This is a genomic window from Nitratidesulfovibrio sp., assembly GCF_040373385.1.
In the GTDB taxonomy this organism is placed as follows: Bacteria; Desulfobacterota; Desulfovibrionia; order Desulfovibrionales; family Desulfovibrionaceae; genus Cupidesulfovibrio.
Genome location: NZ_JBDXXH010000008.1, coordinates 103,953 through 130,675, shown reverse-complemented (window position 1 = coordinate 130,675; position 26,723 = coordinate 103,953). Strand labels below are relative to the sequence as shown.

The window sequence follows — 26,723 nt, the reverse complement described above, 5'->3', positions numbered from 1 at the left end:
GCTTCGTCGGCAAGTACCCGCGAACTTGCCCCCGCAATCGCGGGCGTGTAGAAGGGGCGAGTATCGTCGCGCGCCGCCTCCGACCTGTCCGCCCGGCCTCCCGCCAGTTCCGGACATGCCCCTCCGGCCGCGCCTGCCCCGCCCACATCCGCCCCATTCCGGGAGAAGACGCATGCTCCGTACCCTGTTCATTGCCCTGCTGCTGGCGCTCACCCTTGCCGCCACTTCGGCCATTCCCGCGCCCGCGCAGGCCGCCTCCAACGAAGAGCTGAAGGCCGCCCTGCGCGACCTGCTGAAGGAAAATCCCGAGCTGATCATGCAGGTGCTGCGCGACAACAGCGAAACCGTGCTGGAAATCGCCCAGCAGGGGTCCAACGTGCGCCGCAAGAAGGCGCTCATTTCCCAGTGGCAGGTGGACCAGACCCAGCCCAAGAAGGCCAACCTGGAAGGCCGCCCCATGCGTGGCCCGACCAACGCGCCGGTGACCATCATTGCCTACTCCGACTTCACCTGCCCTTACTGCCAGCAGGCCGCCGGCACCATGGAACTCTTGCTGGCCAACTACAAGGACAAGGTGCGCTACGTCTTCAAGCACATGCCGCTGGACAGCCACGACAACGCGCGGCTGGCCGCCGAGTACCACGTGGCCGCTGGCATGCAGGACGGCAAGAAGGCCTGGGCCTTTTACGAAACCGTGTTCCGCGACCGCGAAAAGCTGGTGGCCGAGGGCGAATCCTTCCTCAAGAAGGCCGCCGCCGAGGCCGGGCTGGACATGAAGCGCCTGGCCCAGGACATCAAGGGCAAGAAGGTCAAGGATTCCATTGAAGAGGACATGGCCGAGGCCCGCGCGCTGAACGTGCAGGGCACCCCGTATTTCCTGGTCAACGACCTGGTCATTCGCGGCTCGCTGCCGCTGGACCTTTTCTCCGACGCCGTGGACATGGCGCTGGAGGCGGCGGCCAAGACCAAAAAGTAGCTGGCCGCACCGCGCACGACGCGACACGGGCCGCTCCGGCATTGCCGGGGCGGCCCGTTTGCATTGGCGCGGCGCACCATGCGGCGCACGACGCGGAAATGGCGGTACGGAAAAACGGAAGGAAACGGCAGGGCGCGGGCTACTTCCGGCGGCGGCGTTCCAGGGTGATGCCCGCCAGAAACCCGCCGATCATGCCCACGCCGAAGGCGCGGGGAATGCTGTCGCTAAGGCCCAGCAGCGCCGCGAACACGCCGAGGGAACCGCCGATGAGGATGCCGCGAACGATGTAGCTGTCCATGCCTGTCCTTGTGGCTGTGGGGATTGCGGGGGGAACTCCGGCCGCGTGAGGACGCCCCGGAATCCCGTGTGATGGTAGTCGCGTGGGGCGAGCGGTGTCAACGTGACCGGGGCAGGGGCGCGGGCCGCAGGAGGCGTGAGGGCACGGGGCGCAGCGGGTTGCCCGCCGCCGCCCCTCCGCCGCCCCTCCGCCGCGTGGTCCCCCGTGTCCGCCCTGCCAGAAACAAGACCCCGGCCACGGGGGCCGGGGTCCTGCAAGGGGGTCGGATGTCCAGAAAACCAAGGGGAACCAGGGGATCAGGGGGTCCAAGGGGGGGGCGGCGGGTGGGCTGTCCCGCCGCCCCTGCGGTCACTGCATCAACGAAGGAGGAGTATGGGCTGGTCGCTGTCTCGTGTGCTTTGGGCACTATGTCGTCGGTCGCCGTGGCGACCGCTGGTCGCTTCCGGGGGCTCCAAGCCCCCGGCTGGAGATACCGTGCGGACAGGAGGAGGTCGGTCCTGCACAGTGCGGGTGCATTGCGGCGGGCAGCCGGTGCTCCCGTATCGCTTCGGTCGTCCGGGCCGTCGCCTTGGCCCGGCGGCCGTTGCCGCGAATTCATTGCCCGTGCCCTTCTCCGCAAGGGGGAACCGGAGAGGGGCCAGGAGCGGTGGGGAACGGGACGCCACACGTCCACCGTATCCGCGAAGGTCTCGCGGAGTTCCCCTGCCGCCCGGAACGTGCCGGGCCGCACGTGGGGTTGCCTTCGGGCGCCTTGTCCCTTTCCTGCTCCGTCCCGTCTTCCTCCGTTGCGCCGGAGGGGAGGGGGGACCGCCGCGACCGGCGGGTCGCGGCGGTCAGAGCAGGGGGATCAGCTAGGGCTTGCACTCTTCGAAGGGCAGCGTTGTCATGCGCTGACAGGGAATTAGCACAGGCCGTGCCAAACATTGAAATTTTGTTTTTTCAGCATGTTACTGTTTCTTAAGAAAAAGTGCAGACTTTTATTGTGCAACCCCATGCACATTGCCTTTGCACAAATTGCCTGCACGTGTGCAAAATGCATCCTCCCCTCTCCCTCCTTGCGCATGCCGACACACCGCCCTGCCCAGCTTCCGCTGTACCGCAAACACCCGGCTGGGCACCCCGGCATTGGCCCCCGTCAGGCTACAGCAGGACACACAGCAGGGCACACAACGGGGCATGCCACTGAAGGCACAACTGGGGCACGCCCATCCCCCTTCGGGCTTCTTTCCGATTCCCCACCAACGCGAACGGAGCCGGAAAGGGAACATGCTCCCTTTCCGGCTCCGAAAATTCCGTCGCCCGGCGCATACGACGCATACGGGGCACACCCGCCAGGCAACACGCCCGCCGCTGGTGCCGCGCTTTCGGCTATTCGTCGCAACGCACCGTGATGCCCGCCTTGCGCAGGGCGGCGGCGAACAGGCCATCGCCAGCCACCAGCGTCCGGGAAAAGGTGCCGTCGTAGATGCGCCCGCACCCGCACGAGGGCGAACGCGCCTTCAGGATGGCCTCGGTACAGCCCGCCAGCAGGGCCAGACGCACGCCTTCCTCGGCCCCTTTGGCAAAGGCGTCAGTGGCGTCGGACAGGGTACCGTCGGCCTCGCGGCACAGCACCCGCCCTTCGCGCAGTTCGCACGGCGGGCGCGGCGTGGGCAATCCGCCCAACTGCTCCGGACAGACCGGCAGGGCCAGCCCCTGCCGCACCAGTTCGATGACCCCTTCGCGGGGGTTGGCCTCTGCGTCGAAGCGGCAGGCCACGCCCGCCAGACAGGCGCTGACCACGTAAATCATGGATGCCTCCGTTTCCGGCGGCCGCTTTGCCCCGCGCGCCAGCGCGACGGGGATGGGTGCGACAGGGACGGACGCGGCAGGCAGCGGAACGGAGGTTGGCCCCCGCCGGGCGCGCAGGCGCATCATGCAGCCCGCCGCGCAGTCTGCCGCGTACCCCGCCGCGCGCCGCATGCCCAAACCCAGATGCAGGGCGGCCCGCAATGCCCTCTGCCCCGCGCCGCCACCATGCGGCGCATGCGGCATTTCGCCGGTATATGCGGGCAAGGGTACCCGCATGGCGGCATCTGTCAACCGGGAGAGCATTTGGGCGGGCATCTACGCCCCCCCGGCCACGGCGGCCAACCCGGTGTCGCGGCCCGCGTCCTCGCCGGTGCCGCCCGGAGTCTGGGCGTAATAGCGTTCCAGCCCGTCTACGCCCATGAACCGTTGCAGCATGCGGGGCGGCGATTCCAGCAGGTCGATGATCAGGAAGGCGTCCAGCGAGCCGAAGGCGCGGTCCACGTGGAAGGTGGCGATGCGCCCGCCCAGCTTCAGGTAGTGCTTGAACAGGATGGGAATGGTACGCCCGCCTTCCATGTCGCGCACCAGTGCGCACAGCGCGTTCCAGTCCAGCCCGGCAGGCTCGATGCGCCGCAGGCAGCCCGGCTGGCGCAGCGACGGTGCCGCGCGGCCCCGCACCAGCCGGGCCGTGGCCGCGCACCCGTGGTGGCGGGTCAGGTAGTCCATGATGGCGTTCAGCGAATACGGGGTATAGTCCAGGCTCACGCTTACCGGGCCGAACAGGCGGCGTACGCCGGGGCGCTTGAGGATGAACTGGCCGATGCCCTTCCACAGCAGCAGCAGGGGGGCATAGTCGCGCTGGTAGTCCGCCGCCACGAAGGCCCGGCCCAGTTCCAGCGCGGGCGCGCCGTCGAAGAATTCCGGGCGGAACCGGAACAGGGACGAGGAATACAACCCCCGCTGCCCCTGCGCGGTGAGGATGGCGTCCACCTCGCCCAGCCGGTAGGCACCGGCCATGGCGTGGTCGCCTTCGTGCCACAGGACGAGATGGCGGTAGCTGGCGTCAAAGGCGTCGAGGTCCAGCGGCGCGCCGCTGCCCTCGCCCACGGCACGAAAGGTCACCTCGCGCAGGCGACCTATTTCACGAATCAGCTCGGGCGAGCGGTGGGCCGTCGTCTCCACGATGGTCCACGGCCCCTCGCGCAGCAGCACATCCTCCTGCGGAATGGCCGCCAGTTCAGCCTCCAGCAATTCCAGCGGACGGGCGGCGGCGATGGGCCGCATGCGCCGCGCGGACTGCCCGCCGGAAGCGGCAACGGCACCGGTGGAACCGGAGGTGTCGGGGTGGTCGGGCACGGCCCGCGCCCGCAGCAGGGGCAGGGACAGCACCCGGCGCGGCTTGGGCTTCAGGGCATAGCAGCGCATGCGCAGGTAGCCGGTGCGCGCCTCGTCGTCGGGCAGCTCGCTCAGGGTGGCGGCGGCCACGGGGCGCCCCACGCTGAGGGTGACCATGGTGTTGCGCTTGCGCAAAAGTTCCTTGGGCAGCATGGCCGTGCGCGCCACGGGATGCAGCAGGCCCATCAGGTTGAAAAGCATGGAATTGCGCCCGTGAAAGTACAGGGGCAGGGCATCGGCCCCGGTACGGCGCACCAGCCGCCCCACCGTGGACTGCCACGTGGGGTCGGTGATCTCGCGCCGCGAGGGTTGCAGGTGCGACACCGTGCCCGAGGGGAACACCACCAGCGCGCCGCCCTCGGTCACGTGGCGGATGGCCTGGCGCAGGCCCGCCATGTTGCGGCGCTGTGCGCCGTCCCCGCCGAACGGATCCACGGAAAAGATCAGTTCGCGCAGTTCCGGCACCGCCGCCAGCATGTAGTTGGCCAGAAAGCGCAGGTCGGGCCGCACCGGCAGCAGGGCTTTCGCCAGCACCAGCCCTTCCAGCGCGCCGAAGGGGTGGTTGGCCACCATGATCAGGGGACCGGTGGCGGGCACGCCCTCGAAGCCCTCGCCCTCTGCCCGCACGGACACGCCCAGCACGTCCAGGGCCAGGTGGGCGAAGTCCAGCGGCGTTCCGCCCTGCGGCATGGCCCGGTACAGCGAATCGATGCGCCCCACGCCCAGAAGGTGCAGCAGCGGAATGCGCAACGGCGCGGGAATGCGGCGGGCGGCGGCGGGCACCAGCGAGCGGGAATGCGCGGGATGCGCCAGGACCGCGTCCGCAGGGGCCAGCCCCGTACGGGCCGGGGCGGCCACCAGCGAGGAGACCGGCGGCGTATCCATTATATGGGGGGGCGGGACGGCGTTTGCGGGGGTGCGGGGGCGGAGCATGTCCATGCGTCCTCCTGGGCGGCCTGCTGGCCGGAGACTGGTGGCGCGGAGGGCAGCGGGCGCCGCCTGCATGTCGGCCCGAAGGCCTGCTGACGACGGACGACCGGGGGGTGGCGTGGCGAGCGGTTTCCGTCCCGTGGCGACTGCGTGCCTGTTCCGCGAAATGGAGTCCTGTTGCATGCATGGATAGGCGCGCCACGTGGAGAAGCCATGACCGGTCGGTGAACATTGTGTGAAGGGGGACAGGGCGGGGAATGGATGGCGCGGGTGTCACCCGATTGTCGATGGCCCGTCGCCGCGCCGTCGCCCAGCAATCCCGTCCCTGGGGCAGAAGGGGCAGTGTCCGGAAACCGGGGTCGGCCGAACCGCATGGGCCACCCCGCAGACCGCGCGGGCCGCACGCCCGGCGCCGCGCACGGAAGGAACACGCCATGACCGACCGTCAACACGTCGAAATCCGCCGCCGCCTTGAATCCGAGCTCACCCACCTGCGCCGCCAGATGCTGGTGGAGGGCGGCGTGGAAGCCTGCGCCGACGAGAACGAATTCGCCTCGCGCATCAGCGAACTAGCCCTCAGCATGACCCTTCTGGACCGCGCCGGGCGGCGCATCCGCGAGATCGAAGGGGTGCTGCGCGCCATGGACAGCCAGGACTACGGCGTGTGCGACGCCTGCGGCGACGACATCCCGCTGCCCCGCCTGCTGGCCCGCCCCACCACCCGCCTGTGCGTGCACTGCCAGACGGAGCTTGAAACGCAGGCAGGTCGCCCCGTGGCCGCCACCACCCACGCCGGGGCGTACTAGACGCCGTCGGGCCGCCACCCCAGGCGGACCGATGCCGGACAAGCCGGACGGCGCGCGCCGCCATCCCACGGACAACGGGCACGCCCGATCCTGCATCGCGGCGGGTCTGCCGTTGCCTGCGGCCACGCCGCCGCCCCTCCCCCTTGCCCCCATCTGCGGGGCAGGCACCCGTGCGCCTTCCGGCGCGGGTCATCACGCACGCCCCGACCGTTCCAGCCCCCCGCCACCTCGGCCTTGGCAACCGCGAAAACAGTTGACACGGACAACCATATTCTCCATGATGGTTGACATGAACAACTTTTTTTTCGACCCGGAAGGCTCCCTCGGGTTCATGACCTTCACGGCGAACCGCCTCATGGCGTCCTTCCTGCGCCGCCGCATGGCCCAGGCAGGCATCGACCTGACCGCCGAGCAGTGGGGGGGCATGGTCTTTGTCTGGAACCGGGAAACCATCGGGCAGGACGAACTGGCCCACTCACTGTGCATGGACAAGACGGGCATGAGCCGCCTGCTGGCCACCATGGAAGACAAGGGGCTTGTCACCCGCAGCCCTGACCGGGACGATGCCCGGCGCAGGGTCGTCACTGCCACGAAAGCTGGCAACGACCTGAAGGAGCGCAGCCGGGCCGTGGCCGAAGAAGCCCTTGCCCTGCTGTTGCAAGACGTCAGCCCGCAAGACCACGCCACCTGCATGCGGGTGCTGGCCACGGTAAAGGATACCCTGCGCACCACCGAGCGCTGAGCCGGTCCATCAGGCCAGCGCGCGGCAACGGGGGCACCACGGGACACGCCCGCCCCCCGCACGACCTCACCATTCCCCGACAACATGGAGGACGCCATGCAGACCGTCATCGACCGCACCCGGCGCCTGCTGGAACTGCTGGGACACGACGAGGAACCCTTCGGCGTGCACTACGCCGACGAAAAGCCCGCGAACGGCTTTGGCCCCAAACCCGGCGAAATATTTACCCGCGACCGCGAGGCCGCCGGGCAGATCGACTGGCACAAGGCCTTCGCCCATGAATTTTCCTGCCTCATGGGCAACGTGTGGCTGGCCCGCAAGAAGAAACAGGCGGCGTGGATCAGCCACGAGGCGTGCGGCTGCATGGGCGGCGGCTTCTACTCCGGCATGTACCGGCCGTATCTGGAAACCAACATCTGTTACGTGACCACGGGCATTCCCGGCACCCCCATGGAAGGCGAGCACTACCTGCCCGACCACCCGTCCATGCGCGCCTTCATGGACGACACCATGCCCCCCGAGGCTTCGGCCAAATACTGCGTGCTCAAGCCGCTGCACCAGTTCGACAACGGCGAAGAGCCGCTGGTGGTGGCCTTCTTCGCCCGGCCTGAAGTGCTCAACGGCCTGTTCTCGCTGGCCTGCTACGCCACGGGCAACCACAACGCCGTGGCCTCGCCCTTCAGCGCGGGGTGCGGCGCCCTTGTCGCATGGCCGCTGGCCTACCGGCAGCGCGGCGAGGAACGGGCGGTGATTGGCGGGTTCGACCTTTCGGCCCGCAAGTTCATGAAGCCCGACGAGATGAGCTTTGCGGCGCCCCTGCCCATGTACCGCAAGATGCTGGACGCCATGGAGCATTCCGCGCTCACCCGTCATACGTGGCAGGGGGTGCGCAAGAAGGTGGCCAAGAGCAGACGCGCCTGGGGAGAGGGGGAGGCGGACTGATTCGCCGATGTTGGCGCGAGGCGCCGGTGATCCCGGGTGAGGAGGGATGCGGCAATGCCGCTGCATCCCGCCCGCATCGTTCGCACGCACGGCCGGGCACGCACGGCTGGGTACGGACGGCATTGCCCGAATGGCTCGTACTGACGGGTTGCCCAGACGGATTGCCCAGACAGGCCGCACGACCGCCCTCCCGGCTGAGCCGGTCAATCATGCTGGCCGGAAAATCATGCACCGCCGCCCGCAACGTGGCATTATGGCATCTCGTTCCACGTCCCGCCTGCCCCAATCCGGCCCTACCCGCCATATCCCGTCCGTTCGGCCAGTCATGGAGGCCAAGGGTTGACAGGGAGAAACCGGAGGCATATTCACGCTTCAAACATTGATTGAATTTTGAATTTGAAACTATGTTGGCAAGCAGTGAAACGACAGGGAGCAAGCAATGAGCGACCATGGCCGCATGAACGAACGGCAGGCTCCCCGCCAGTGCTCCTGCCTGCCCGGCAAACCGGACAGGCCAGGCGAATCCGGCAGGCAGGACCAGTGCACGCGCGAACGGCTGCTGGCCGCCGCAGCGGAGGTCTTTGCCGAGCACGGCTACATGTCGGCCACGGTGCGCGAAATCTGCCGCCGGGCCGGAGCCAACGTGGCCGCCGTGAACTACCATTTCGGCGGCAAGGACAAGCTGTACGCCGCCATGCTTGACCACTACATGCGCACCTGCCAGGCAGCCTTTCCGCTGGACGTGGGGGTAACGCCCGGCTCCCCGCCAAAGGAACGCCTGCGCGCCTTCGTGCATGGGCTGGTGCAACGCATCCTTGGCGGCGGCGACGACCCGGCCAGCCAGGCGCACGGCAAGCTGGTGTCCCTGGAACTCATCGACCCCACCCCGGCCTGCGACGGGCTGCTGCGCGAGCACATCGCCCCGGTCAACGACCTGCTGGCCGACATCCTGCGCGGGCTGCTGGGCCCGGCGGCGGACGACCCGGACGTGCTGCGCACCTGCCTGCTGGCCATTTTCGGACACATTTCGTTCCACTACAGCGGGCGCGCCGCCATCGTCCATTTCTACGGGCACGAGGAACTGACCCCCGAGGTGCTGCACCGCATCGCCGAAGGGGTTACCCGCTTCACCCTGGGCGGCATCATGGCCATGTCCGGCAGTTCGGCCTGCCCGGCAACATGTACGGCAACCGGTCCGCCCAACGGCTGACGCGGTTCGCACGGTTTTCTGCAAAGACACCCCATGCCGCCCGGCAGACCTGCCACGGCACAGCTCCAAAGGTGGGGTTGACGGCCACTGTCGCCCCATGTAGAACGCGACACTTCGATAGCACGCTACAGAATAGCACCCTACCGGATTTCCCCCGCCCCCTGCCCGCACCGTCGCAACGCAAAAGGGTACGGCCCGCCGGAACTCCGAAAGACACACCCAACCGCCCCGCATGTCGGCGCACCCGCGCACCCCGCGCCGCGCCGAGGAGGAACCACCCCATGCAGTATCGCTTCCCCATTCCTTCCCGCCGCGCCCGCGCCGGAGCAACCGCCGTGGCACGGCCCCTGCCCGCCCTGCACGTGGGGCTGTTCGCCCTGGTCCTGGCCCTTTCGACCGTGCTGGCCGGGTGCAAGGACGAATCCGCCGCGCCCAAGGCCATGCCCGCTCCCCTTGTGGTGGTGCAGCAGGTGCAGCCGCGCGACCTGCCCCTGACCTACGAATACGTGGGGCAGACGGCCGGCTCGCGCGAGGTCGAGGTGCGCGCCCGCGTGGGCGGCATCCTGATGCGCCGCGCCTACACCGAAGGCCGCCCGGTGAAGAAGGGCGACCTGATGTTCGAGATCGATCCCGAACCGTTCAAGGCCGACCTGGATCAGGCCCTGGGACAGCAGGCCCAGGCAGACGCACGCCTGCAAAGCGCGCAGAGCAACCGCGACCGCGTGCTGCCCCTGTACCGCGAGAACGCCGTCAGCCAGAAGGACCGCGACGACGCCGTGGCCGAGTTCGATTCGGCCAGGGCCGCGCTTGAAGAAGCGCGCGCCCGCGTGAAAACCGCGCGCATCAACCTTGGCTACACCCGCGTCGAGGCCCCCATCTCCGGCATGACCAGCAAGGAAACCCGCTCCGAAGGCAGTCTGGTCACCACCACCGCCGATGGCAGCCTGCTGACCACCATCTCGAAGGTGGACCCGGTGTACGTGAACTTTTCCACCCCCAGCGTGGATCTGTTCCGCCTGCGCCGCATGCGCGAGGAAGGCAGGATCACCTTGCCCAAGAAGGGGTACGCCGTCATCGTGCGCCTCATCGACGGCTCCACCTACAAGCGCACCGGCACCGTGAACTTCATCGACCCGCTGGTGGACCCGCTGACCGGCACCATCCGCGTGCGCGCCGAATTCCCCAACCCCGAGGCGGAAGTGCTGCCCGGCCAGTTCGTGCGCGTGATCATGAGCGGCGCCGTGTACAACAACGCCCTGGCCATTCCCCAGCGCGCCGTGCTGCAAACCCAGCAGGGCCCCATGGTGTGGGTGATCGGCGAAGGCGACATCGCCCAGCCGCGCCCCGTGGAAATCAGTCTGCCCATCGGCAACGAATACATCGTGGAAAAGGGCCTTGCCGCCGGTGAACGCTACGTGGTCGAAGGCCTGCTGAAGGTGCGCCCCGGCCAGCCCGTGACCATCGGCCAGCCCCGCGAAGCCCAATCCGGCCAATCGGGCCAGTCGGGACAGTCAGGCCAGGCCCCCACCGGAAACGCGACCAAGGCCGCAAACCAGGGCTCCTAGTCCGCGCCCTTAGCAGGACTCCGCAATGATATCGCGTTTCTTCATCCATCGCCCCATCTTCGCGTGCGTGATCTCCATCGTGATCATGCTGGCGGGATTCATGGCCATGCGCACGCTGCCCATCGCGCAGTACCCGGAAATCGTGCCGCCGCAGGTCATCGTCTCCGCCACCTACCCCGGCGCCAGCCCCGAGGTCATCGCGGCCACGGTGGCCTCGCCGCTGGAGCAGCAGATCAACGGCGTTGACGGCATGCTGTACATGAACTCGGTCAGTGCCGGTAACGGCCAGATGACCATTTCCGTGTCCTTCGCCGTGGGCACCGACCCCGACCAGGCCACCATCAACGTCAACAACCGCGTGCAGGCCGCCACTGCCTCCCTGCCCGAGGAAGTGCGCCGCCAGGGCGTCACCGTGACCAAACGGTCGCCCTCCATCCTGCAGGTGGTGAACACCTTCTCGCCCGACGGGCGGTACGACTCGGTCTACATCAGCAACTACGTCCTGGTGAACGTGGTGGACGAGCTGAAGCGCCTTCCGGGCGTTGGCGATGCCACCATCTTCGGCGCCAAGGACTATTCCATGCGCATCTGGCTGCACCCGGACAAGCTGGCCCAGCTCAAGCTGACCCCCGGCGACGTGGCGCAGGCCATCCGCGAGCAGAACGCCCAGTTCGCCGCCGGGCGCATTGGCCAGGAACCGTCCAGCAGTCCCCTGGAGCTGAACTATCTGGTCACCACCAAGGGGCGCCTGACCACCCCCGAGGAATTCGAGAACATCATCCTGCGGGCAGAGCCGGACGGCTCCACCCTGCTGCTCAAGCATGTGGCCCGCGTGGAACTGGGTGCCAAGGACTACGACATGAGCACCCAGCTCAACGGCAAGCCCTCCGTTGCCGTGGGCGTGTTCCTGACGCCTGGCGCCAACGCGCTGGAAACGGCCGACCGCGTGGCCGCCAAGATGCAGGAGCTGTCGCAGCGCTTCCCCGACGGCATCAGCCACTCCATCCCCTACGACACCACCAAGTTCGTGCGCATCTCCATCAACGAGGTGGTGCACACCCTGGTGGAAGCCATGGTGCTGGTGTTCCTGGTGGTGTTCCTGTTCCTGCAGAACTGGCGGGCCACGCTCATTCCCTGCCTTGCGGTGCCGGTGTCCATCGTGGGCACCTTCGCGGGCATGTACGCACTGGGCTTCTCCATCAACACGCTGACGTTGTTCGGCTTGGTGCTGGCCATCGGCATCGTGGTGGACGACGCCATCGTGGTGCTGGAAAACGTGGAACGCATCATGACCTCCGAGCGGCTGACGCCGCGCAAGGCCACCCTCAAGGCCATGGAGGAAGTGACCGGACCGGTCATCGCCATCGTGCTGGTGCTGTGCTCGGTGTTCGTTCCCGTGGCCTTCATGGGCGGCCTTGCCGGGCAGATGTACAAGCAGTTCGCCATCACCATCGCGGTGTCGGTGGTCATTTCCGGCCTTGTGGCCCTGACGCTGACCCCGGCCCTGTGCGCACTGATGCTGAAGCCCGGCCATCATGAGCCGCCCGCGTTCTTCCGCTGGTTCAACGCCTGGTTCGAACGCGTCACCCACCGCTATACCGGCGGGGTGACCTTCCTCATCCGCCGCACGGGCCTCGCGCTGGTGCTGTTCGCCTGCCTTGGCGGCGCCACCTGGCATTTCTTCCAGGTGGTTCCCAGCGGCCTTGCCCCGGACGAAGACCAGGGCTACATCATCGGCCTGTCCATCCTGCCCGACGGCGCCAGCCTGCAACGCACCCGCGTGGTGGCCAACCTGATGGACAAGAGCCACATGGAAGACCCCCGCGTGGCCAACCTGATCACCCTGACCGGCTACGACCTGCTGTCCGGGGTGCCCAAGCCCAACTTCGTCACGTCGTTCGTGCCGCTGAAGCCGTGGGACGAGCGCAAGGGCGAAGGCCAGTCGTCGTTCGACTACGCCCGCAAGGTGTTCGGCGTGGGCATGGGCGTGCCCGAAGGCATCGTGCTGGCCTTCAACCCGCCGCCCATCTCGGGCATGAGCAACACCGGCGGTTTCGAACTCTACGTGCAGAACCGCGGCGAAGGGGACAGCAAGGCCCTGGCAGGCGTGGTTGGCAAGCTCATCGCCGCCGCCGCCAAGCGCCCGGAACTTGTTGGCGTGCAGACCACCTTCAGCGCCAACGCGCCGCAGCTGTTCATCAGCCTGGACCGCAACAAGGCGAAGGCCCTGGGCGTGCCGGTGAACACCATCTTCGACACCATGCAGGCCACCTTTGGCGCCAGCTACATCAACGACTTCAACAAGTTCGGCCGCACCTTCAAGGTGCAGATGCAGTCCGAGGCCGACTTCCGCGCCCGCCCTGCGGACGTGGCCAACGTGTTCGTGCGTGCGAACTCCGGCGAGATGATTCCCCTCACCTCGCTGGTGGACGTACAGGAAGTGACCGGCCCCGAGGTGGTGGAACGCTTCAACGTGTTCCCCGCTGCCAAGGTGGTGGGCGGCCCCGCCGCCGGATACAGTTCCGGCCAGGCCATCGCGGCCATCGAAGAGGTGGCGGCCGAGGTCATGTCGCCGGAATACACCCTGGCCTGGTCCGGTTCCGCCTACCAGGAAAAGCAGACCGGCGGCTCGTCGTCGCTGGTGTTCGTGCTGGGCCTGGTCATGGTCTTCCTGATCCTGGCGGCGCAGTACGAAAAGTGGTCGCTGCCGCTGGCAGTCATCATGGCCGTGCCGTTCGCCCTGTTCGGGGCCATCTGCGCGGTGTGGCTGCGGGGCCTTGCCAACGACGTGTACCTGCAGATCTCGCTGGTCACGCTCATCGGCCTTGCGGCCAAGAACGCCATCCTCATCGTGGAATTCGCGGTGATCAAGCGGCACGAGGGGCTTTCGCTGGTGGAATCGGCCATCGAGGCCGCCCGCCTGCGCTTTCGCCCCATCATCATGACCTCGCTGGCCTTCGTGCTGGGCTGCGTGCCGTTGGCCATCAGCACCGGCGCGGGCGCGGCCAGCCGCCATTCCATCGGCACCGGCGTCATCGGCGGGATGCTGGCGGCGACCTTCATCGCCACCTTCTTCATCCCCATGTTCTACCGGCTGATCATGGGCGTAAGCGAACGCATGCGCGGCACGGAAGCCATGCGCACCATGGCCGTGGGCAAGTACTGCGAAGAAGAACGCCACTCGGCCTTCGAAGATCTGCCGCCGGACGGCGAGGCTGGAGCGGGTGACGACGCCTGCAACAAGGAGACGCGCCATGACAAGCATGAATAGCCTGACTGGCCTGCAGGGCTTCACATACGGCAAGGGGCGGCAGTTGGCCGCCCCGGCCCGCCCGGTGCAGGGAATGCGGAAACTGCCGCTGCTGCTGGCGGCGGGACTTCTGGCGGCCATGCTGACTGGCTGCGCGCTTGGCCCCGACCATGCCCGGCCCGCCATGGACCTGCCCGACGCCTGGCGCGCGGGCACGGCTGATGCGGGCGCCACGCAGGACGGCTGGTGGAAGGGCTTCGGCGACCCGGCGCTGGATGCCATGGTGGCCGCCGCGCTGGACCACAACCGCGACCTGGCCAAGGCCATCGCCAACGTGGACGAGGCCCGCGCCCAACTGGGCCTTGCCCGGGCCAACCAGATGCCCCGGCTGGACGCGCAGGGCGCATCGCAGCGCGAGCGCTATTCGCTGAACAGCTTCAATTCGTTCGATGAATCCACCCGCGTGCAGGACCTGCACAACGTGGGCGGCACGCTGTCCTACGAGGTGGACCTGTGGGGCCGCTACCGCCGCGCCAGCGAGGCGGCGCGCGCCGACCTGCTGTCCACCATGGCCGCGCGCGATACCGTGCGCCTGACCCTGGTCTCTGAAGTGGCCCGCACCTACTTCGACCTGCGCGCCTACGACCAGCAGCTCCAGATCGCCCGCAACACGCTGGCCTCGCGCGAATCCACGCAGGAACTGCGCAAGGTGCGCCATCAATTGGGCCTGACCAGCGAACTGGACTACCGGCAGGCCGAAGCGGAAGCCGCGTCCGCCCGGTCCAGCGTGCACACGCTGGAAAACAGCGTGTCCGCCACCGAAACGGCACTGGCCGTGCTGACCGGCAGAAGCCCGCGTGACATCGTAACCGGAACCACCGAACGCGGCCTTGCCGTGGACGCCGTGCCCGTACCGCCCAGCGTACCCGCCGGGCTGCCCTCGACCCTGCTGGAACGCCGGCCGGACCTTGTGCAGGCCGAGCAGCAGCTTGCGGCGGCCAGCGCGCGCATCGGCGTAGCCAAGGCGGCGTACTTTCCGTCCATCTCGCTTACCGGCCTCTTGGGCTACGAAAGCAGCGACCTGACCCGGTTGTTCACCGGCCCGTCGGGTACCTGGAACTATGCGGGCAGCGTGACCATGCCCATCTTCGACTTCGGCCGGGTCAAGGCCGGGGTGGAAGCTGCGGAAGCGCGCCAGCGTGCCGCCCTGGCCGGGTATGAAAAGGCCGTGCAGGACGCCTTCCGCGAAGCGCAGAACGCCCTGGTGGCCAACCGCAAGGCGCGCGGCGTGGTGGAGGCCCAGACCACCCAGGTGGAGGCGTTGCGCCGTTCGCTGCACCTGGCCCGGTTGCGCTACGACAACGGCTATTCCAGCTACCTTGAAGTGCTGGACGCCGAGCGCAGCCTGTTCCAGGCAGAGGTCTCGCTGGCATCCGCCCAGCGCGACCAACTGACGGCGGTGGTGGATGTGTACCGCGCCCTGGGCGGCGGCTGGGCGGGCATTGCGCCGCAGGCCGAAAACGCCCCTGCGGCCCCCGAAGCCACGCCCCGGGCCGACAAGCCCGTGGCGGCCGCGCAATGAGCGACTGCCGCCGCTGCCGTGTGGACCGCGCCGAGCGCCATGGCGCGCACGGCTTCGGCCACACCGTGAAAGAACTGGCCCGCGCCTGGCGGGCAGAGTTCGACCGGCGCTTCCGCCCCATGGGGCTGTCCGACACCAGCTGGGTGGTCATCTGGCTGCTGTCCGAGCACGGCACGCTGCCGCAGGGCCGCGTGGCCGAACTGCTGGGCGTGGAAGGCCCCACCCTGGTGCGGCTGCTGGACCGCATGGAAAAGGAAGGTTGGGTGCGCCGCCAGCCGTCGGAAACCGACCGCCGGGTAAAACTGGTGGCCCTGACCGACCAGGCCCGCCCGGTATACGACGCCATGCTGGACATCGGCTTTGCCCTGCGGGACGAACTGATGGACGGCATACCCGAAGAGCACGTGGTCATCGCCCACGCGGTGATGCTGCGCCTGCTGGACAAACTGAACGGGCTGGCTACCCAGAACGGGGGCGATCCGGCGGGGTGCGAACCCTGCCGACCCGATACCACGGACTGACGGACACGCGGGGCACCCCGCACCCGTCCAATCCAGTCTAGTCCAGTCTAGGCCGCCCCCAATCCGGCCAGGCAACGGCAGACCAACGACAACGCGGCGTCTTCGCAGGAAGACGCCGCGTTTTTCATCGTGCGGGGCAGGGGGAGAGAACGGCAGTACCTACCTGGGCAGGCCGCCCAGCACGCCGCCGACCATGGCGACCGCCGCGCCCACCACACAGACGATGGCCACGGTTTTGGCCTTGGGGTCTCCGGCCTTGTGGCGCTTCCACGCCACGAACGCCTGATACCACAGCCACGCGCCGAGCACGGTCAGAATCATGGGAATGACGGGCATGGGGCCTCCTTTGGAAAGGTCGTATGTCCGATGCTGCCAAAATCCGGTGCGCGCCGAAGGCAGGGCACCCGAAGCTTGCGGCACCGGACGGTGCGCCCTCATGGCACGGAGCGTGCCGGTGCGCAAGCCCCCTGGGGCATGGTCGCGTCCGTGCCGCCGTGGGCTGCGCTACTGCCGCAAGGTCTGACGCGCGGGTGTCGCCTTCGGCGTACCCCCTTCCCACCGGACGCCTTACTTCCCGCCGGACGCCTTACTTCCCGCCGGGCACCTTACTTCCCGCCGGACGCCGCACTTCCCGCCGGGGTCGACGACGAGGCGGACGCCGGGGCCACAACCGGAACGATTGCCGCATCCGCACCGCCCCCCGCGCTTCCTTCAGGCCAGCCGCCTCCCAGGGCCTTGTACAGCGACACCAGGTGCAGCAGCACGCCGGAGCGGCTGCGGGCCAGGGCCTCTTCCACCTCCAGTTGGCGACGCTCGGCGTCCAGCACGGTCAGCAGGTCGTCCACGCCTTCCGCGTAACGCACCTTGGCCAGCCGGGTGGCCTCTGCCTGCGCAGCCAGCGAGCGGGACAGCCGTTCACGCTCCACGAACGATTCGGCGTAGCGGGCCAGCGAGGTTTCCACCTCTTCGAAGGCCACCAGCACGGTCTTGCGCCAGCTCTCCAGGGTGGCCTCGCGCCGGGCCTCCAGCGCGGCCACGGCGGCTCGGGTGCGTCCACCCTCGAAGATGGCCCAGCGCACGCCGGGCATGATGGTCCAGGCGCGGCTGTCGTCGCGGAACAGGTCCGAAAAATGGATGCTGTTCAGCCCGTACGAGCCGGTAAGCGAAAACTTGGGGAACAGGTCCGCCTCGCGCTGGCCGATGTCCGCCGTGGCCGCATGCAGTTCATGCTCTACCCGGCGGATGTCCGGACGGCGCAGCAAGAGGTCCGAGGGCAGGCCCACGGGCACCAGGTCGGGCACGGTGGGCAGGGGCGCGCACGGGGTCAGCCGATCGCGCAGGGCCGCCGGGGGCAAGCCGCACAGCACGCCCAGCCGGTGGATGGAGGCGTCCGTGGCCGCACGCAGCGGGGGCACAAGGGCCAGGGTGCGCTGCAACTGGGCCTCGGCCTGCAACACGTTCATGTCGCTGGCCACGCCCACGTCGCGGCGCAATCGCACCAGTTCCAGGGTATGGCGCTGGGCTTCGGCGTTGCGTTCGGCCACGTCCAGCCGGGCCTGCGCACCGCGCAGTTCCACGTAGGCGCGGGCCGTTTCCGCCGCCACGGAAAGCAGCACGTCGGACAGCCCGGCCTCCGCCGCCTGCTGCCGGGCACGGGCAGCTTCCACACCGCGCCGGGCGCCGCCGAAGATGTCGATTTCCCACCGCGCGTCGAACCCGGCCTGATACAGGTCGCTTTCCAGCGGCATGTTGGCCATTTCCAGCGATTGCCCGGTGAGGGTGTTGGCGCTCACCCGGCTGCGCTCAAAGCTGCCGCCCGTCGCCGCCTCGGGCAGCAGGGCGCCACGGGCCACGCCCACCACGGCGCGGGCCTCGCGCAGGTTGGCGGCGGCCATGAGGGCGTCGTTGTTGTGGCCCACGGCCATGGCCACCAGCTCCGACAGCAGTGGATCGCCCATGCGCTCCCACCACTGCCCGTCCGGGGTGGCGGCGCTTACGGCGGCGCGGGGTGCATCCGAATCTTTGGGCGCGGCGCCGTTCTTGTCTGCGTTCCCGGAAACCTTGGGGGCAATTTCGGGGCGGGTCGCGGCCGCGCTCCATTCCGTGGGCGCGGCGGGCGGAGCGGGGCGGTCGTAGTCCGGCCCCACGGCGCAGCCCGCCAGAGCCAGGATCAGCAACGCGGGAAGCACGGGCCGCGCGAGCACTCCAGGCAGGGCGGCGAAAAGGAGGGGCTGCGCTGGCGTCGGAATCATCTTCCGAAAGAGCCGGGTGCGTCGCGCCGGAGCGTGGTCCGCGTTCATGGTGTCTCCTGCGGCAAGGGTGCCCCCGGCGCCCCCGGCAATGTGGCGGCCACCTGCCGCAGCCCGCCGGTGACGAAGGACAGGGTGTGTGCGGTGAGCAATTCCAGTCCGTCCGCCGAAAGGGCCAGGGCGGGGAACACCCGACGAAAAATTTCGCGGTTCAGATACTGGCTGAGGCACAGGGCGATGATGTTCATGCACGAAAGCTGGACGGAAGGATGGCTGTCTGGGCGGCCCAGCAGTTCGGCCACCGCCGCGCGCAGGAACATGGACTTGGGCACGATTTCGGCGCGCACCAGTTCGTCCAGAAAGGGGGTGGGGCGCATCATTTCCTGGGTCATCAGCTTGAGCTGCCAGGCGGAAGGGTCTGTCGTGAGCAGGTTGGACAGCAGGTCGCGGATGATGATGCCCACCCGTTCCGCCGCTGGCGTGCCCGGCGGCAGCGCGACGCGCAGGTCTTCCGCCGTGAGGAAGCGGCGGTGCGCCTCGTGCAGGGCGGCGGCGTACAGCTTGTCCTTGCCGCCGAAATGGTAGTTGATGGCTGCGGGGTTGGCCCCGGCCCGCTCGCAGATTTCCTTGCCGGTGGCCCGGTCGTAGCCGTGCTCGGCAAAGACCATGCCCGCCGCCTCCAGCAGGCGCTGGCGGGTGGATTCGCGGCCCTGTTCCCGGCCCTGTTCGCGGCTGCCCTGGCCGCTGTTCCGATCGGACGACTTCTTCATGCACATGCTATAGGATGGGCACGGGGATAGTGTCAAATTCAAAATTTAAATTTGAATTTGACTTTTATCCTCCAGCCCACTAGGCTGGCGCCATCACACCGGAACCCCTACCGCGCGCACCCCGCGTGCCCCTTCCCCGGAGCAGCGCATGAAGAAACGCATTCTCGCCCTCGCCGTGCTGGCGCTGTGCATGGCTGGTGGCGCGTTGGCCTGGCGTGCCCTGCGTCCCGTGCCCGATGCGGGACCGGTGGTGCTGTACGGCAACGTGGACCTGCGCCAGGTTTCCCTGGCCTTCAAGGACGCCGAACGGGTGGCCCGCGTGCTGGTACGCGAGGGCGACCGGCTGGCCCCCGGCACGCTGGTGGCCGTGCTGGAAACCGACCGCCTGAACCGCGAGATTGCCCGTGCCAAGGCCCGCGTGGCCGCGCAGGCCGCCGCGCTTGCCCGGCTGGAAAACGGCTCGCGACCGCAGGAAAAGCGCCGCGCCCGCGCCGATGCCGACGCCGCCGCCGTGGAACTGGACAACGCCCGGCGCACCTACGACCGGCTGCGCGCCCTGTCCGGCACCGGGGCCGCGCGCGAGCAGGACGTGGACGACGCCCTGGCCGCGCGCGACCAGGCCGCCGCCCGCCTGCGCGTGGCCCAGGCCCAACTGGCCCTGGTGGAGGAAGGCCCGCGCCGCGAGGATATCGACGAGGCCCGCGCTACGCTTGCTGGCCAGCGGGCCGACCTGGCCGTGCTGGAGCAGCGCCGCGCCGACAGCGAATTGCGCGCCCCCTTGTCCGGCGTGGTACGCTCGCGCCTGCTGGAACCGGGCGACATGGCCTCTGCCCAGCGCCCGGTATGCACCGTGGCCATCACCGACCCCAAGTGGGTGCGCGCCTACCTGACGGAAACCCAGCTTGGCCGCGTGCACGAAGGCATGCCCGCAGAAATTGCCACCGACGCCCGGCCCGGCCAGCCGCTGGAGGGCTGGCTGGGGTTCATCTCGCCCACGGCGGAATTCACCCCACGCAACGTGGAAACGCCGGAACTGCGCACCTCGCTGGTGTACGAGGCCCGCGTGTTCGTGCGTGACCCCGACGACGCGCTGCGCCTGGGCATGCCCGCCACGGTCACCCTGCGCGAGGGCCACGCGGTGCCCGTGCACACCGATGGGGCGCGCCAGGCCAACGCCACGACAAGCGCCACGCCCAATGCCATGGCAGGCGCTGACGCCGCGCCCGGAGTTCCGCAATGACACCCCCCTCGCCCGTGTTTGCCGCGCGCGGGCTGTGCCGGACCTTTCCCGCCCCGGGAAGCATGGCTTCGGTTGTCCGGGCCGTGGACGGGGTGACCCTGGACCTTGCCCCCGGCACCATCAACGGCCTGCTGGGGCCGGACGGCGCGGGCAAGACCACCCTGCTGCGCCTGGCCGCCGGGCTGCTGTTGCCCGATGCGGGCAGCCTGACCGTGCTTGGGCACGACACCGTGGCCGAGGCGCAGGCCGTGCAGTCGGCCATCGGTTACATGCCCCAACGCTTCGGCCTGTACGAAGACCTTTCCGTGGCCGAAAACCTGTCCCTGTACGCCGACCTGCACGGGGTATCCGCCGCGCAAAAGGCCGAGCGCTGGCCCGCGCTGATGCGCATGACCGGCCTTGCGCCGTTCCTCGACCGCCTGGCCGGGCGACTTTCCGGCGGCATGAAGCAGAAGCTGGGGCTGGCCTGCACCCTGGTGCGCTCGCCCCGGTTGCTGCTGCTTGACGAACCCACCGTGGGCGTGGACCCGCTGTCCCGGCGCGAGTTGTGGAACATCGTGTTCTCGCTGGTGCGCGAGCACGGCATCACCGTGCTGGTCAGCACCGCCTACCTGGACGAGGCGGAACACTGCGACCGGGTGGCCATCATGCACCACGGGCGGCTGGTGGGCGACGGCCCGCCAGGAGACTTCACCCGGCCCATGGCGGGGCGGACTTGGTCCGTCACCCCCGCTGCGCGCGCCCGCGCGGCCCAGAACCTGCTGGGCGAGGCCCCCGGCGTGACCGATGCGGTGCTGCGCGCGGGTGGGGTACGCCTGCTGACGGAGACCCCGCAGGCGGCACGGGCGCTGGTGGACGGCGGCCTGCTGGCGGAACAGGCTTCCGCGCCGGGCGTCCTCGGCAGCCTGCACCCCCGCGCCCCCGACTTCGAGGATGGCTTCCTGGCCCTGTTCGCCGCGCTGCCGCAAGAGTCCGGCCCAAAGGATGGCGTGACGGGCGGGCAGCTTGCGCCGCCTGACGCCACGTCCAGCGCTGCCCCCATCCCCCGGTCCGAACCGGACCGCGCCCTGCGGCACCCGGCGCCTTCATCCGCGCCCGATACCCCCGACACCCCCGATATTCCCACCCGGACCGATTCTCCGGACGCGCCGCCGGTCATCGAGGTGCGCGGCCTCGAACGCCGCTTCGGCACGTTCATGGCCGTGAAGGGCGCCAGCTTCGATGTGCGGCGCGGCGAAATCTTCGGGCTGCTGGGGCCCAACGGCGCGGGCAAGTCCACCATCTTCCGGATGCTCTGCGGCCTCTTGCCGCCCACGGGCGGCACCCTGCGCGTGGCCGGTGTGGACCTGCGCCGCGCCCCGGCCGCCGCGCGCGGGCGGGTGGGCTACGTGGCCCAGAAATTTTCGCTGTACGGGCAGCTTTCGGTGCTGGAGAACCTGCGTTTCTTCGCCAGCGCCTACGGCCTGCATGGCGCCGCGCGCGATGCGCGCATCGCCTGGGCCCTGCGCGACTTCGACCTTGCGGATGTGGCCGATGCCCAGAGCGGCGAACTTTCGCTGGGCTACCGGCAGCGGCTGGCCATGGCCTGTGCCCTGATGCACCAGCCGGACATCCTGTTTCTGGACGAGGCAACCTCGGGCGTGGATCCGCTGGCCCGGCGCGAGTTCTGGCGACGCATCACCGCGCTGGCCGAATCGGGCGTCACGGTCATCGTTACCACCCACTTCCTGGACGAGGCGGAATACTGCGACCGCATGGCCATTCTGGTGGGCGGCGAAGTGCTGGCCCTGGGCACCCCGGCGGAAATCCGGGCACTGGCGCCCACGGAGGCAACCCCGCCGCACGGAAGGCGACAGGACGGCGCCGGGCACGACACGGCATTACCCCCCGAAGCGGCCACCATCGAGCGGGCCTTCATCGCGCTGGCGGAACGGCACAGGGCCACCGAAGCAGGCACATCCGGCGCGACCGCTCCAAGCGGCACGGCCGGGCCGTCTCCCGGCCCCGGCACGCGTCCCCGGGCCGACAGCACCGTCCCCGGCGCCATGGAGCAGGATGTCCGCCCCTCCGCCCTGCGCGGGCTGCTGCTGCGCATGCGCGGCCTGCTGCGCAAGGAGTGGCTGCAAGTGGTGCGCGACCCCAGCGCCATCGCCATCGCGTTGATCATGCCGGTGGCGCTGCTGTTCCTGTTCGGCTACGGCATCAGCCTGGACGCCCGAGACGTGCCCGTGGCCATCGTGGCCGACGACCTGGGGCCGGAGGCCATGGAACTCGCCGCGCGCCTGCTGCTGGCCGATACCTTTCGCCCCCGCGTCGTCACCGACATGCGCCGGGCAGAGGAAGACCTGCGCGCCGGGCGGGTGGATGCCATCGTGCACCTGCAATCCGACTTCGCCCGCCGCCTTTCGGATGCCACCGGCGCTGGCGCGGGGTGGACGGCACGCCCTGACGACGCCCCCCCGGCTGGGGATACGGGCACCGTGCCGGTACAGCTCATCGTCAACGGGGTGGACCCCAACAACGCCCGCACCGTATCCGGCTACGTCACCAGCGTGTGGCAGAGCTGGCTGTCCGGACGGGTGGCCACCGCCGGGCAGGTGCCGGCGGTACGGCTGGCCACGCGCATGTGGTTCAACCCCACCTCGGACAGCCGCCACTTTCTGGTGCCGGGGCTGATGGTGCTGATCATGACCCTGACCGGCGCCCTGCTGACCGCCATGGTCATGGCCCGCGAATGGGAACGCGGCACCATGGAGGCCCTGCTGGTGACCCCGGTGCGCATGGGCGAACTGCTCACCGGCAAGCTGCTGCCCTATTTCGTGCTGGGCATGGGGGGCATGGTGCTGACCGTGATCATGGCCCTGTACCTGTTCGGGGTACCCCTGCGCGGTTCGCTGGCGGTGCTGGCCGGAGCCTCGTCGCTGTTCCTCACCGCCGCGCTGGGCATGGGGCTGCTGATCTCGGTGCTGGCGCGCAACCAGTTCATCGCGGGGCAGGCGGCGCTGCTGTCCACCTTTCTGCCCGCGCTGTTCCTGTCGGGGTTCATCTTCGACCTGGAAAGCACCCCCGGCTTCGTGCAGGCGGTGTCGTACGTCATCGCGGCGCGCTACTTCGCCACCCTGCTCAAAACCATCTTTCTGGCGGGCGAAGTATGGGAGGTCATCGTGCCCAATGCGCTGGCCCTTGCCGCGCTGGCGTTCTTCTTCCTTACCGTGGCAAGGCTGCGCTGCCGCAAACGGCTGGACTAGGGGCACGCCATGCACGACCACACCACCGCACACCGTAGCACCCGAAAGCCCGCCCCCGCTGCCGTCGCCCCTGCTGCCCCTCCTCTCAGGGGCCCGCTGGCCCTGCTGCACCGCCTGCTGGCGCTCATCGCCAAGGAATTCCTGACCCTGCTGAAGGACCCCAAGAGCCGCACGGTGGTCATCCTGCCCCCGCTGCTCCAGACCATCATCTTCGGCTATGCCGCCACCTTCGATCTGGTGGACGTGCCCTGCGCCATCTATGACGAGGACCTCAGTGCGGCCTCGCGCGAGCTGGCCGCGCGGGTGGCCGGGTCGCCCACCTTCCGCGTGGTGGAATACCTGCGCCGCGATGCGGACATGGCTCGCCTGCTCGACGCCGGACAGGTGCGGCTGGTGCTGCGCATCGGCCAGGGCTTCGAGCGCGCCCTGACCCTGCGCGGCGGGGTGGGGCAACCGACCACTGCGGATACTGACGGCGGCAATGCCCCCAGCGTATCCCCCGCGCCCTCGCAGGCCGTGATCCAGGCCATTGCCGACGGACGCAACTCCAATACCGCCGGGCTTGCCCTCAACTACATGGCCTCCATCGTGGATGACTTCGGCGCGCGCTACATGGCCGCACATGGCGGCCAGCCCCGCCCTTCCACGCTGCTGACGCGGGCATGGCACAATCCCAACCTGCTCAGCCGATGGTTTTTCGTGCCGGGGATCGTGGTCATGGTGACCATGGTGGTCACGCTAATCATCACCGCACTGTCCGTGGCCCGCGAGCGCGAACAGGGCACCTTCGACCAGATGCTGGTCACCCCCTACCGCCCCACGGAACTGCTGATCGGCAAGGCCGCCCCCGGCTTTCTGGTGGGATTGTTCGAGGCATCGCTCATCGTGGCCATGGCGGTCTTCTGGTTCGGGGTGCCCCTGCGCGGCAACCTGCTGACCCTATACACCGGGCTGGTGCTGTTCCTGTTCTCGGTGGTGGGCATCGGCCTGATGATTTCGTCCCTGTCGGTGACCATGCAGCAGGGGCTGCTGGGCATGTTCCTGTTCACCATGCCCGCCGCCATCCTTTCCGGGTTCGCCACGCCCATCGCCAACATGGCCGAGCCGGTGCAGTGGCTTACCCTGGTTAACCCCATGCGCTACGTGCTCATCATCGTGCGGGGGGTGTTTCTGGAAGGGGCGGACCTGACCCTGCTGGCCCCGCAGTTGTGGCCGCTGGCGCTCATCGGCGCGGTGTGCATGGCCGCCGCCGGATGGCTTTTCCGGCACCGCATCCAATGACGCGGCAGGGCAAATTGCTGTTTTTGTAAAAACGCTCCGCATCTTTCCCGCGCGTTGCGGCATCGGCGCTACAATTGTGTCTGCTCCCTCTTTTTCGTCGCTCAATCCGGCCCGCAACGCTCCTCGCGCCGCCTCCAACCATACCCCACCACAACCCCGAATGACACGGCGCGCGCCACTCTCTCTCCACTCCGCCCAGCCCGACTCCATCGCGCAGCCGCTGCTCCACGGCGCAGGGCGCCGACCACGGTCGAACACCAGCAGCCTCCGTCCGCTCTCGGACAGCACGCAACGTTCTTCCCGGCTCCGCAGCCAACCCCTCACGCTGCATTCAATTTTACAATTATGAAGTATCATGGCGCATTTTTTGCGCTGTTTTTGTAAAAATAAAGAAAAATATCACGGCCTCGCACACTCGGCATCACGCTAACCCCGATAATTTCAATATTTTTCACGCTTGGACCAGAGATTGCTCCTACGGCTCCACATCATCACCGCACCCTTCGAAAGGGGTTTTCGATCAAAGGGGTCGAAGGAGGAACCAATGATCACTGCATCGCCCACGGGCAAACGCTCCCTGCTGTCTCTGGCCATCGGGTGCTCCGTGCTGGGTCTGGCCGCGCTCGCACCGCTGCCCGCCTACGCCGAGGACGCACCACAGTTCCTGTCGCAGTCCGACGCCAACACGCTCTGGACGCTCATCGCCGCCATCCTCGTCATGTTCATGCAGGCGGGGTTCGCGTTCGTGGAGGCGGGCCTTACCCGCGCCAAGAACGCCGGCAACATCATCATGAAGAACTTTCTTGATTTCGCCGCCGGTGCGCCCATCTTTTTCCTGTTCGGCTTCGGGCTGATGTTCGGCAAGTCCATCAGCGGCTTCATCGGCGGCTCGGACTTCGCGCTGGCATCGTTCGACGGCTCCACGCCTGAGGGCATGTGGGCCATGACCTTCTGGTTCTTCCAGGCCGTGTTCGCGGCCACCTCGGCCACCATCGTCTCCGGTGCCATCGCCGAGCGCACCAAGTTCGGCGCATACATCCTCATGAGCATGGTGGTTACGGGCCTGATCTACCCGGTCACCGGGCACTGGGCGTGGGGCAACCTGTTCGGCAATGAAGGTGGCTGGCTGGCGGCCATGGGCTTTGCCGACTTCGCCGGGTCCACCGTGGTCCACTCGGTGGGCGGCTGGATATCCCTGGCCGGCGCCATCGTGGTCGGTCCGCGCCTTGGCAAGTATTCCGCCGACGGCAAGGCCCGCTCCATCCAGGGCCACAGCCTGCCCCTGGCCGCCCTTGGCGTGTTCATCCTGTGGTTCGGCTGGTTCGGGTTCAACCCCGGCTCCACCACCGTGGCCAACGGCACCATCGGCTACATCGCGGTCAACACCTGCCTTGCGGGCTGCACCGGCATGCTGGGCGCCATGATCACCATCTGGCTGAAGTACGGCAAGCCCGACGTTTCCATGAGCATGAACGGCGCGCTGGCGGGCCTTGTGGCCATCACCGCCGGGTGCTTCGAAGTATCGCCCATCGGCTCGCTGATCATCGGCTTCGGTGCCGGGGTGCTGGTGGTGCTCTCCGTCCTGTTCATCGACCAGGTGCTGAAGATCGACGATCCCGTGGGCGCCATTTCGGTGCACGGCGTGTGCGGCGCCTACGGCACGCTGATGGTGGGTCTGTTCGCCGCCCCCGGCTACGGCACCATCACCGGCCTGTTCTACGGCGGTGGCGCGGGCCAGCTGGTCACCCAGGCCATCGGCGTGGCCGCGGCCTTTGCGTGGGCCTTCGGCACCGGGTTCATCCTGTTCAGCGTGCTCAAGATGACCATGGGCGTGCGCGTGCCCGCCGAAGAGGAACTGAAGGGCCTCGACATCACCGAACACGGCTCCGAAGCCTACAGCGGCTTCCAGATCTTCTCCAACGAGTAA

The 26,723-nt window shown here is 68.5% G+C and carries 19 protein-coding genes; 13 read left to right on the top strand and 6 right to left on the bottom strand.

Annotated elements, in window-relative coordinates:
- The first annotated feature begins 172 nt into the window (after positions 1 to 172).
- Positions 173 to 976 (top strand): DsbA family protein, encoded by an 804-nt coding sequence (locus ABWO17_RS13695; RefSeq protein ID WP_353119447.1) that lies wholly within the window; start codon positions 173 to 175, stop codon positions 974 to 976.
- 139 nt (positions 977 to 1,115) lie between these two features.
- On the opposite strand, the gene ABWO17_RS13690 is transcribed toward ABWO17_RS13695, so the two are convergent.
- From ABWO17_RS13690 to ABWO17_RS13680, 3 genes are all read right to left on the bottom strand, one after another.
- A complete protein-coding gene (locus ABWO17_RS13690; protein WP_007525600.1) occupies positions 1,116 to 1,274 on the bottom strand; it encodes a hypothetical protein in 159 nt (52 codons plus the stop codon).
- A 1,368-nt stretch (positions 1,275 to 2,642) separates the two neighbouring features.
- A complete protein-coding gene (locus tag ABWO17_RS13685; protein ID WP_353119444.1) occupies positions 2,643 to 3,065 on the bottom strand; it encodes a 2-thiouracil desulfurase family protein in 423 nt (140 codons plus the stop codon).
- Between the two features lie 315 nt (positions 3,066 to 3,380).
- Complete coding sequence (locus ABWO17_RS13680) at positions 3,381 to 5,399, bottom strand: bifunctional lysophospholipid acyltransferase family protein/GNAT family N-acetyltransferase (protein ID WP_353119442.1); 2,019 nt, start codon at positions 5,397 to 5,399, stop codon at positions 3,381 to 3,383.
- A 425-nt stretch (positions 5,400 to 5,824) separates the two neighbouring features.
- On the opposite strand from ABWO17_RS13680, the gene ABWO17_RS13675 reads away from it, so the two are divergent.
- From ABWO17_RS13675 to ABWO17_RS13640, 8 genes are all read left to right on the top strand, one after another.
- Positions 5,825 to 6,196 (top strand): TraR/DksA family transcriptional regulator, encoded by a 372-nt coding sequence (locus ABWO17_RS13675; RefSeq protein WP_353119440.1) that lies wholly within the window; start codon positions 5,825 to 5,827, stop codon positions 6,194 to 6,196.
- 289 nt (positions 6,197 to 6,485) lie between these two features.
- Positions 6,486 to 6,938 (top strand): MarR family winged helix-turn-helix transcriptional regulator, encoded by a 453-nt coding sequence (locus ABWO17_RS13670; RefSeq protein WP_353119438.1) that lies wholly within the window; start codon positions 6,486 to 6,488, stop codon positions 6,936 to 6,938.
- Positions 6,939 to 7,034: 96 nt separating this feature from the next.
- Complete coding sequence (locus ABWO17_RS13665; RefSeq protein WP_353119436.1) at positions 7,035 to 7,880, top strand: DUF169 domain-containing protein; 846 nt, start codon at positions 7,035 to 7,037, stop codon at positions 7,878 to 7,880.
- Positions 7,881 to 8,319: 439 nt separating this feature from the next.
- Positions 8,320 to 9,090: a TetR/AcrR family transcriptional regulator gene (locus tag ABWO17_RS13660; protein WP_353119434.1), complete on the top strand. Its 771-nt coding sequence runs from the start codon at positions 8,320 to 8,322 to the stop codon at positions 9,088 to 9,090.
- Positions 9,091 to 9,371: 281 nt separating this feature from the next.
- Entirely contained in the window at positions 9,372 to 10,655 is a 1,284-nt protein-coding gene (locus ABWO17_RS13655) for an efflux RND transporter periplasmic adaptor subunit (protein WP_353119432.1), read from the top strand.
- A 25-nt stretch (positions 10,656 to 10,680) separates the two neighbouring features.
- Positions 10,681 to 13,926 carry an efflux RND transporter permease subunit gene (locus tag ABWO17_RS13650; RefSeq protein ID WP_353119430.1) on the top strand — a complete coding sequence of 1,082 codons (3,246 nt, stop codon included), beginning with the start codon at positions 10,681 to 10,683 and terminating at the stop codon, positions 13,924 to 13,926.
- A complete protein-coding gene (locus tag ABWO17_RS13645; RefSeq protein ID WP_353119428.1) occupies positions 13,910 to 15,487 on the top strand; it encodes an efflux transporter outer membrane subunit in 1,578 nt (525 codons plus the stop codon). Before ABWO17_RS13650 ends, ABWO17_RS13645 begins: the two co-directional genes overlap by 17 nt.
- Entirely contained in the window at positions 15,484 to 16,008 is a 525-nt protein-coding gene (locus ABWO17_RS13640; protein ID WP_353119426.1) for a MarR family winged helix-turn-helix transcriptional regulator, read from the top strand. The genes ABWO17_RS13645 and ABWO17_RS13640 overlap by 4 nt, the downstream gene beginning before the upstream one ends.
- Before the next feature lie 159 nt (positions 16,009 to 16,167).
- Here ABWO17_RS13640 and ABWO17_RS13635 read toward each other — a convergent pair whose 3' ends face one another.
- From ABWO17_RS13635 to ABWO17_RS13625, 3 genes are all read right to left on the bottom strand, one after another.
- The gene (locus ABWO17_RS13635) at positions 16,168 to 16,344 is read right to left on the bottom strand and encodes a hypothetical protein (RefSeq protein WP_353119424.1); all 177 of its coding nucleotides are present in this window, start codon (positions 16,342 to 16,344) and stop codon (positions 16,168 to 16,170) included.
- Between the two features lie 269 nt (positions 16,345 to 16,613).
- Complete coding sequence (locus ABWO17_RS13630) at positions 16,614 to 18,197, bottom strand: efflux transporter outer membrane subunit (protein ID WP_353119422.1); 1,584 nt, start codon at positions 18,195 to 18,197, stop codon at positions 16,614 to 16,616.
- Positions 18,198 to 18,304: 107 nt separating this feature from the next.
- The gene (locus ABWO17_RS13625) at positions 18,305 to 19,027 is read right to left on the bottom strand and encodes a TetR/AcrR family transcriptional regulator (RefSeq protein ID WP_353119420.1); all 723 of its coding nucleotides are present in this window, start codon (positions 19,025 to 19,027) and stop codon (positions 18,305 to 18,307) included.
- Between the two features lie 148 nt (positions 19,028 to 19,175).
- On the opposite strand from ABWO17_RS13625, the gene ABWO17_RS13620 reads away from it, so the two are divergent.
- The 4 genes from ABWO17_RS13620 (at position 19,176) to ABWO17_RS13605 (ending at position 26,723) form a co-directional block, all read left to right on the top strand.
- On the top strand, positions 19,176 to 20,267 hold the full coding sequence (locus tag ABWO17_RS13620) for an HlyD family secretion protein (protein ID WP_353119418.1): 1,092 nt from the start codon (positions 19,176 to 19,178) through the stop codon (positions 20,265 to 20,267).
- Positions 20,264 to 23,515: an ATP-binding cassette domain-containing protein gene (locus ABWO17_RS13615; protein WP_353119416.1), complete on the top strand. Its 3,252-nt coding sequence runs from the start codon at positions 20,264 to 20,266 to the stop codon at positions 23,513 to 23,515. Before ABWO17_RS13620 ends, ABWO17_RS13615 begins: the two co-directional genes overlap by 4 nt.
- Positions 23,516 to 23,524: 9 nt before the next feature.
- On the top strand, positions 23,525 to 24,796 hold the full coding sequence (locus tag ABWO17_RS13610) for an ABC transporter permease (RefSeq protein WP_353119414.1): 1,272 nt from the start codon (positions 23,525 to 23,527) through the stop codon (positions 24,794 to 24,796).
- 544 nt (positions 24,797 to 25,340) lie between these two features.
- Positions 25,341 to 26,723, top strand: coding sequence for an ammonium transporter (locus ABWO17_RS13605; RefSeq protein ID WP_353119412.1), 1,383 nt, complete (start codon positions 25,341 to 25,343; stop codon positions 26,721 to 26,723).

What these genes read in the sequence shown, in the direction of transcription:
- ABWO17_RS13695 (WP_353119447.1), top strand. Translation starts at nt 173, where the DNA reads ATGCTCCGTACCCTGTTCATTGCCCTGCTGCTGGCGCTCACCCTTGCC.
- ABWO17_RS13690 (WP_007525600.1), bottom strand. Translation starts at nt 1,274, where the DNA reads ATGGACAGCTACATCGTTCGCGGCATCCTCATCGGCGGTTCCCTCGGC.
- ABWO17_RS13685 (WP_353119444.1), bottom strand. Translation starts at nt 3,065, where the DNA reads ATGATTTACGTGGTCAGCGCCTGTCTGGCGGGCGTGGCCTGCCGCTTC.
- ABWO17_RS13680 (WP_353119442.1), bottom strand. Translation starts at nt 5,399, where the DNA reads ATGGACATGCTCCGCCCCCGCACCCCCGCAAACGCCGTCCCGCCCCCC.
- ABWO17_RS13675 (WP_353119440.1), top strand. Translation starts at nt 5,825, where the DNA reads ATGACCGACCGTCAACACGTCGAAATCCGCCGCCGCCTTGAATCCGAG.
- ABWO17_RS13670 (WP_353119438.1), top strand. Translation starts at nt 6,486, where the DNA reads ATGAACAACTTTTTTTTCGACCCGGAAGGCTCCCTCGGGTTCATGACC.
- ABWO17_RS13665 (WP_353119436.1), top strand. Translation starts at nt 7,035, where the DNA reads ATGCAGACCGTCATCGACCGCACCCGGCGCCTGCTGGAACTGCTGGGA.
- ABWO17_RS13660 (WP_353119434.1), top strand. Translation starts at nt 8,320, where the DNA reads ATGAGCGACCATGGCCGCATGAACGAACGGCAGGCTCCCCGCCAGTGC.
- ABWO17_RS13655 (WP_353119432.1), top strand. Translation starts at nt 9,372, where the DNA reads ATGCAGTATCGCTTCCCCATTCCTTCCCGCCGCGCCCGCGCCGGAGCA.
- ABWO17_RS13650 (WP_353119430.1), top strand. Translation starts at nt 10,681, where the DNA reads ATGATATCGCGTTTCTTCATCCATCGCCCCATCTTCGCGTGCGTGATC.
- ABWO17_RS13645 (WP_353119428.1), top strand. Translation starts at nt 13,910, where the DNA reads ATGACAAGCATGAATAGCCTGACTGGCCTGCAGGGCTTCACATACGGC.
- ABWO17_RS13640 (WP_353119426.1), top strand. Translation starts at nt 15,484, where the DNA reads ATGAGCGACTGCCGCCGCTGCCGTGTGGACCGCGCCGAGCGCCATGGC.
- ABWO17_RS13635 (WP_353119424.1), bottom strand. Translation starts at nt 16,344, where the DNA reads ATGCCCGTCATTCCCATGATTCTGACCGTGCTCGGCGCGTGGCTGTGG.
- ABWO17_RS13625 (WP_353119420.1), bottom strand. Translation starts at nt 19,027, where the DNA reads ATGAAGAAGTCGTCCGATCGGAACAGCGGCCAGGGCAGCCGCGAACAG.
- ABWO17_RS13620 (WP_353119418.1), top strand. Translation starts at nt 19,176, where the DNA reads ATGAAGAAACGCATTCTCGCCCTCGCCGTGCTGGCGCTGTGCATGGCT.
- ABWO17_RS13615 (WP_353119416.1), top strand. Translation starts at nt 20,264, where the DNA reads ATGACACCCCCCTCGCCCGTGTTTGCCGCGCGCGGGCTGTGCCGGACC.
- ABWO17_RS13610 (WP_353119414.1), top strand. Translation starts at nt 23,525, where the DNA reads ATGCACGACCACACCACCGCACACCGTAGCACCCGAAAGCCCGCCCCC.
- ABWO17_RS13605 (WP_353119412.1), top strand. Translation starts at nt 25,341, where the DNA reads ATGATCACTGCATCGCCCACGGGCAAACGCTCCCTGCTGTCTCTGGCC.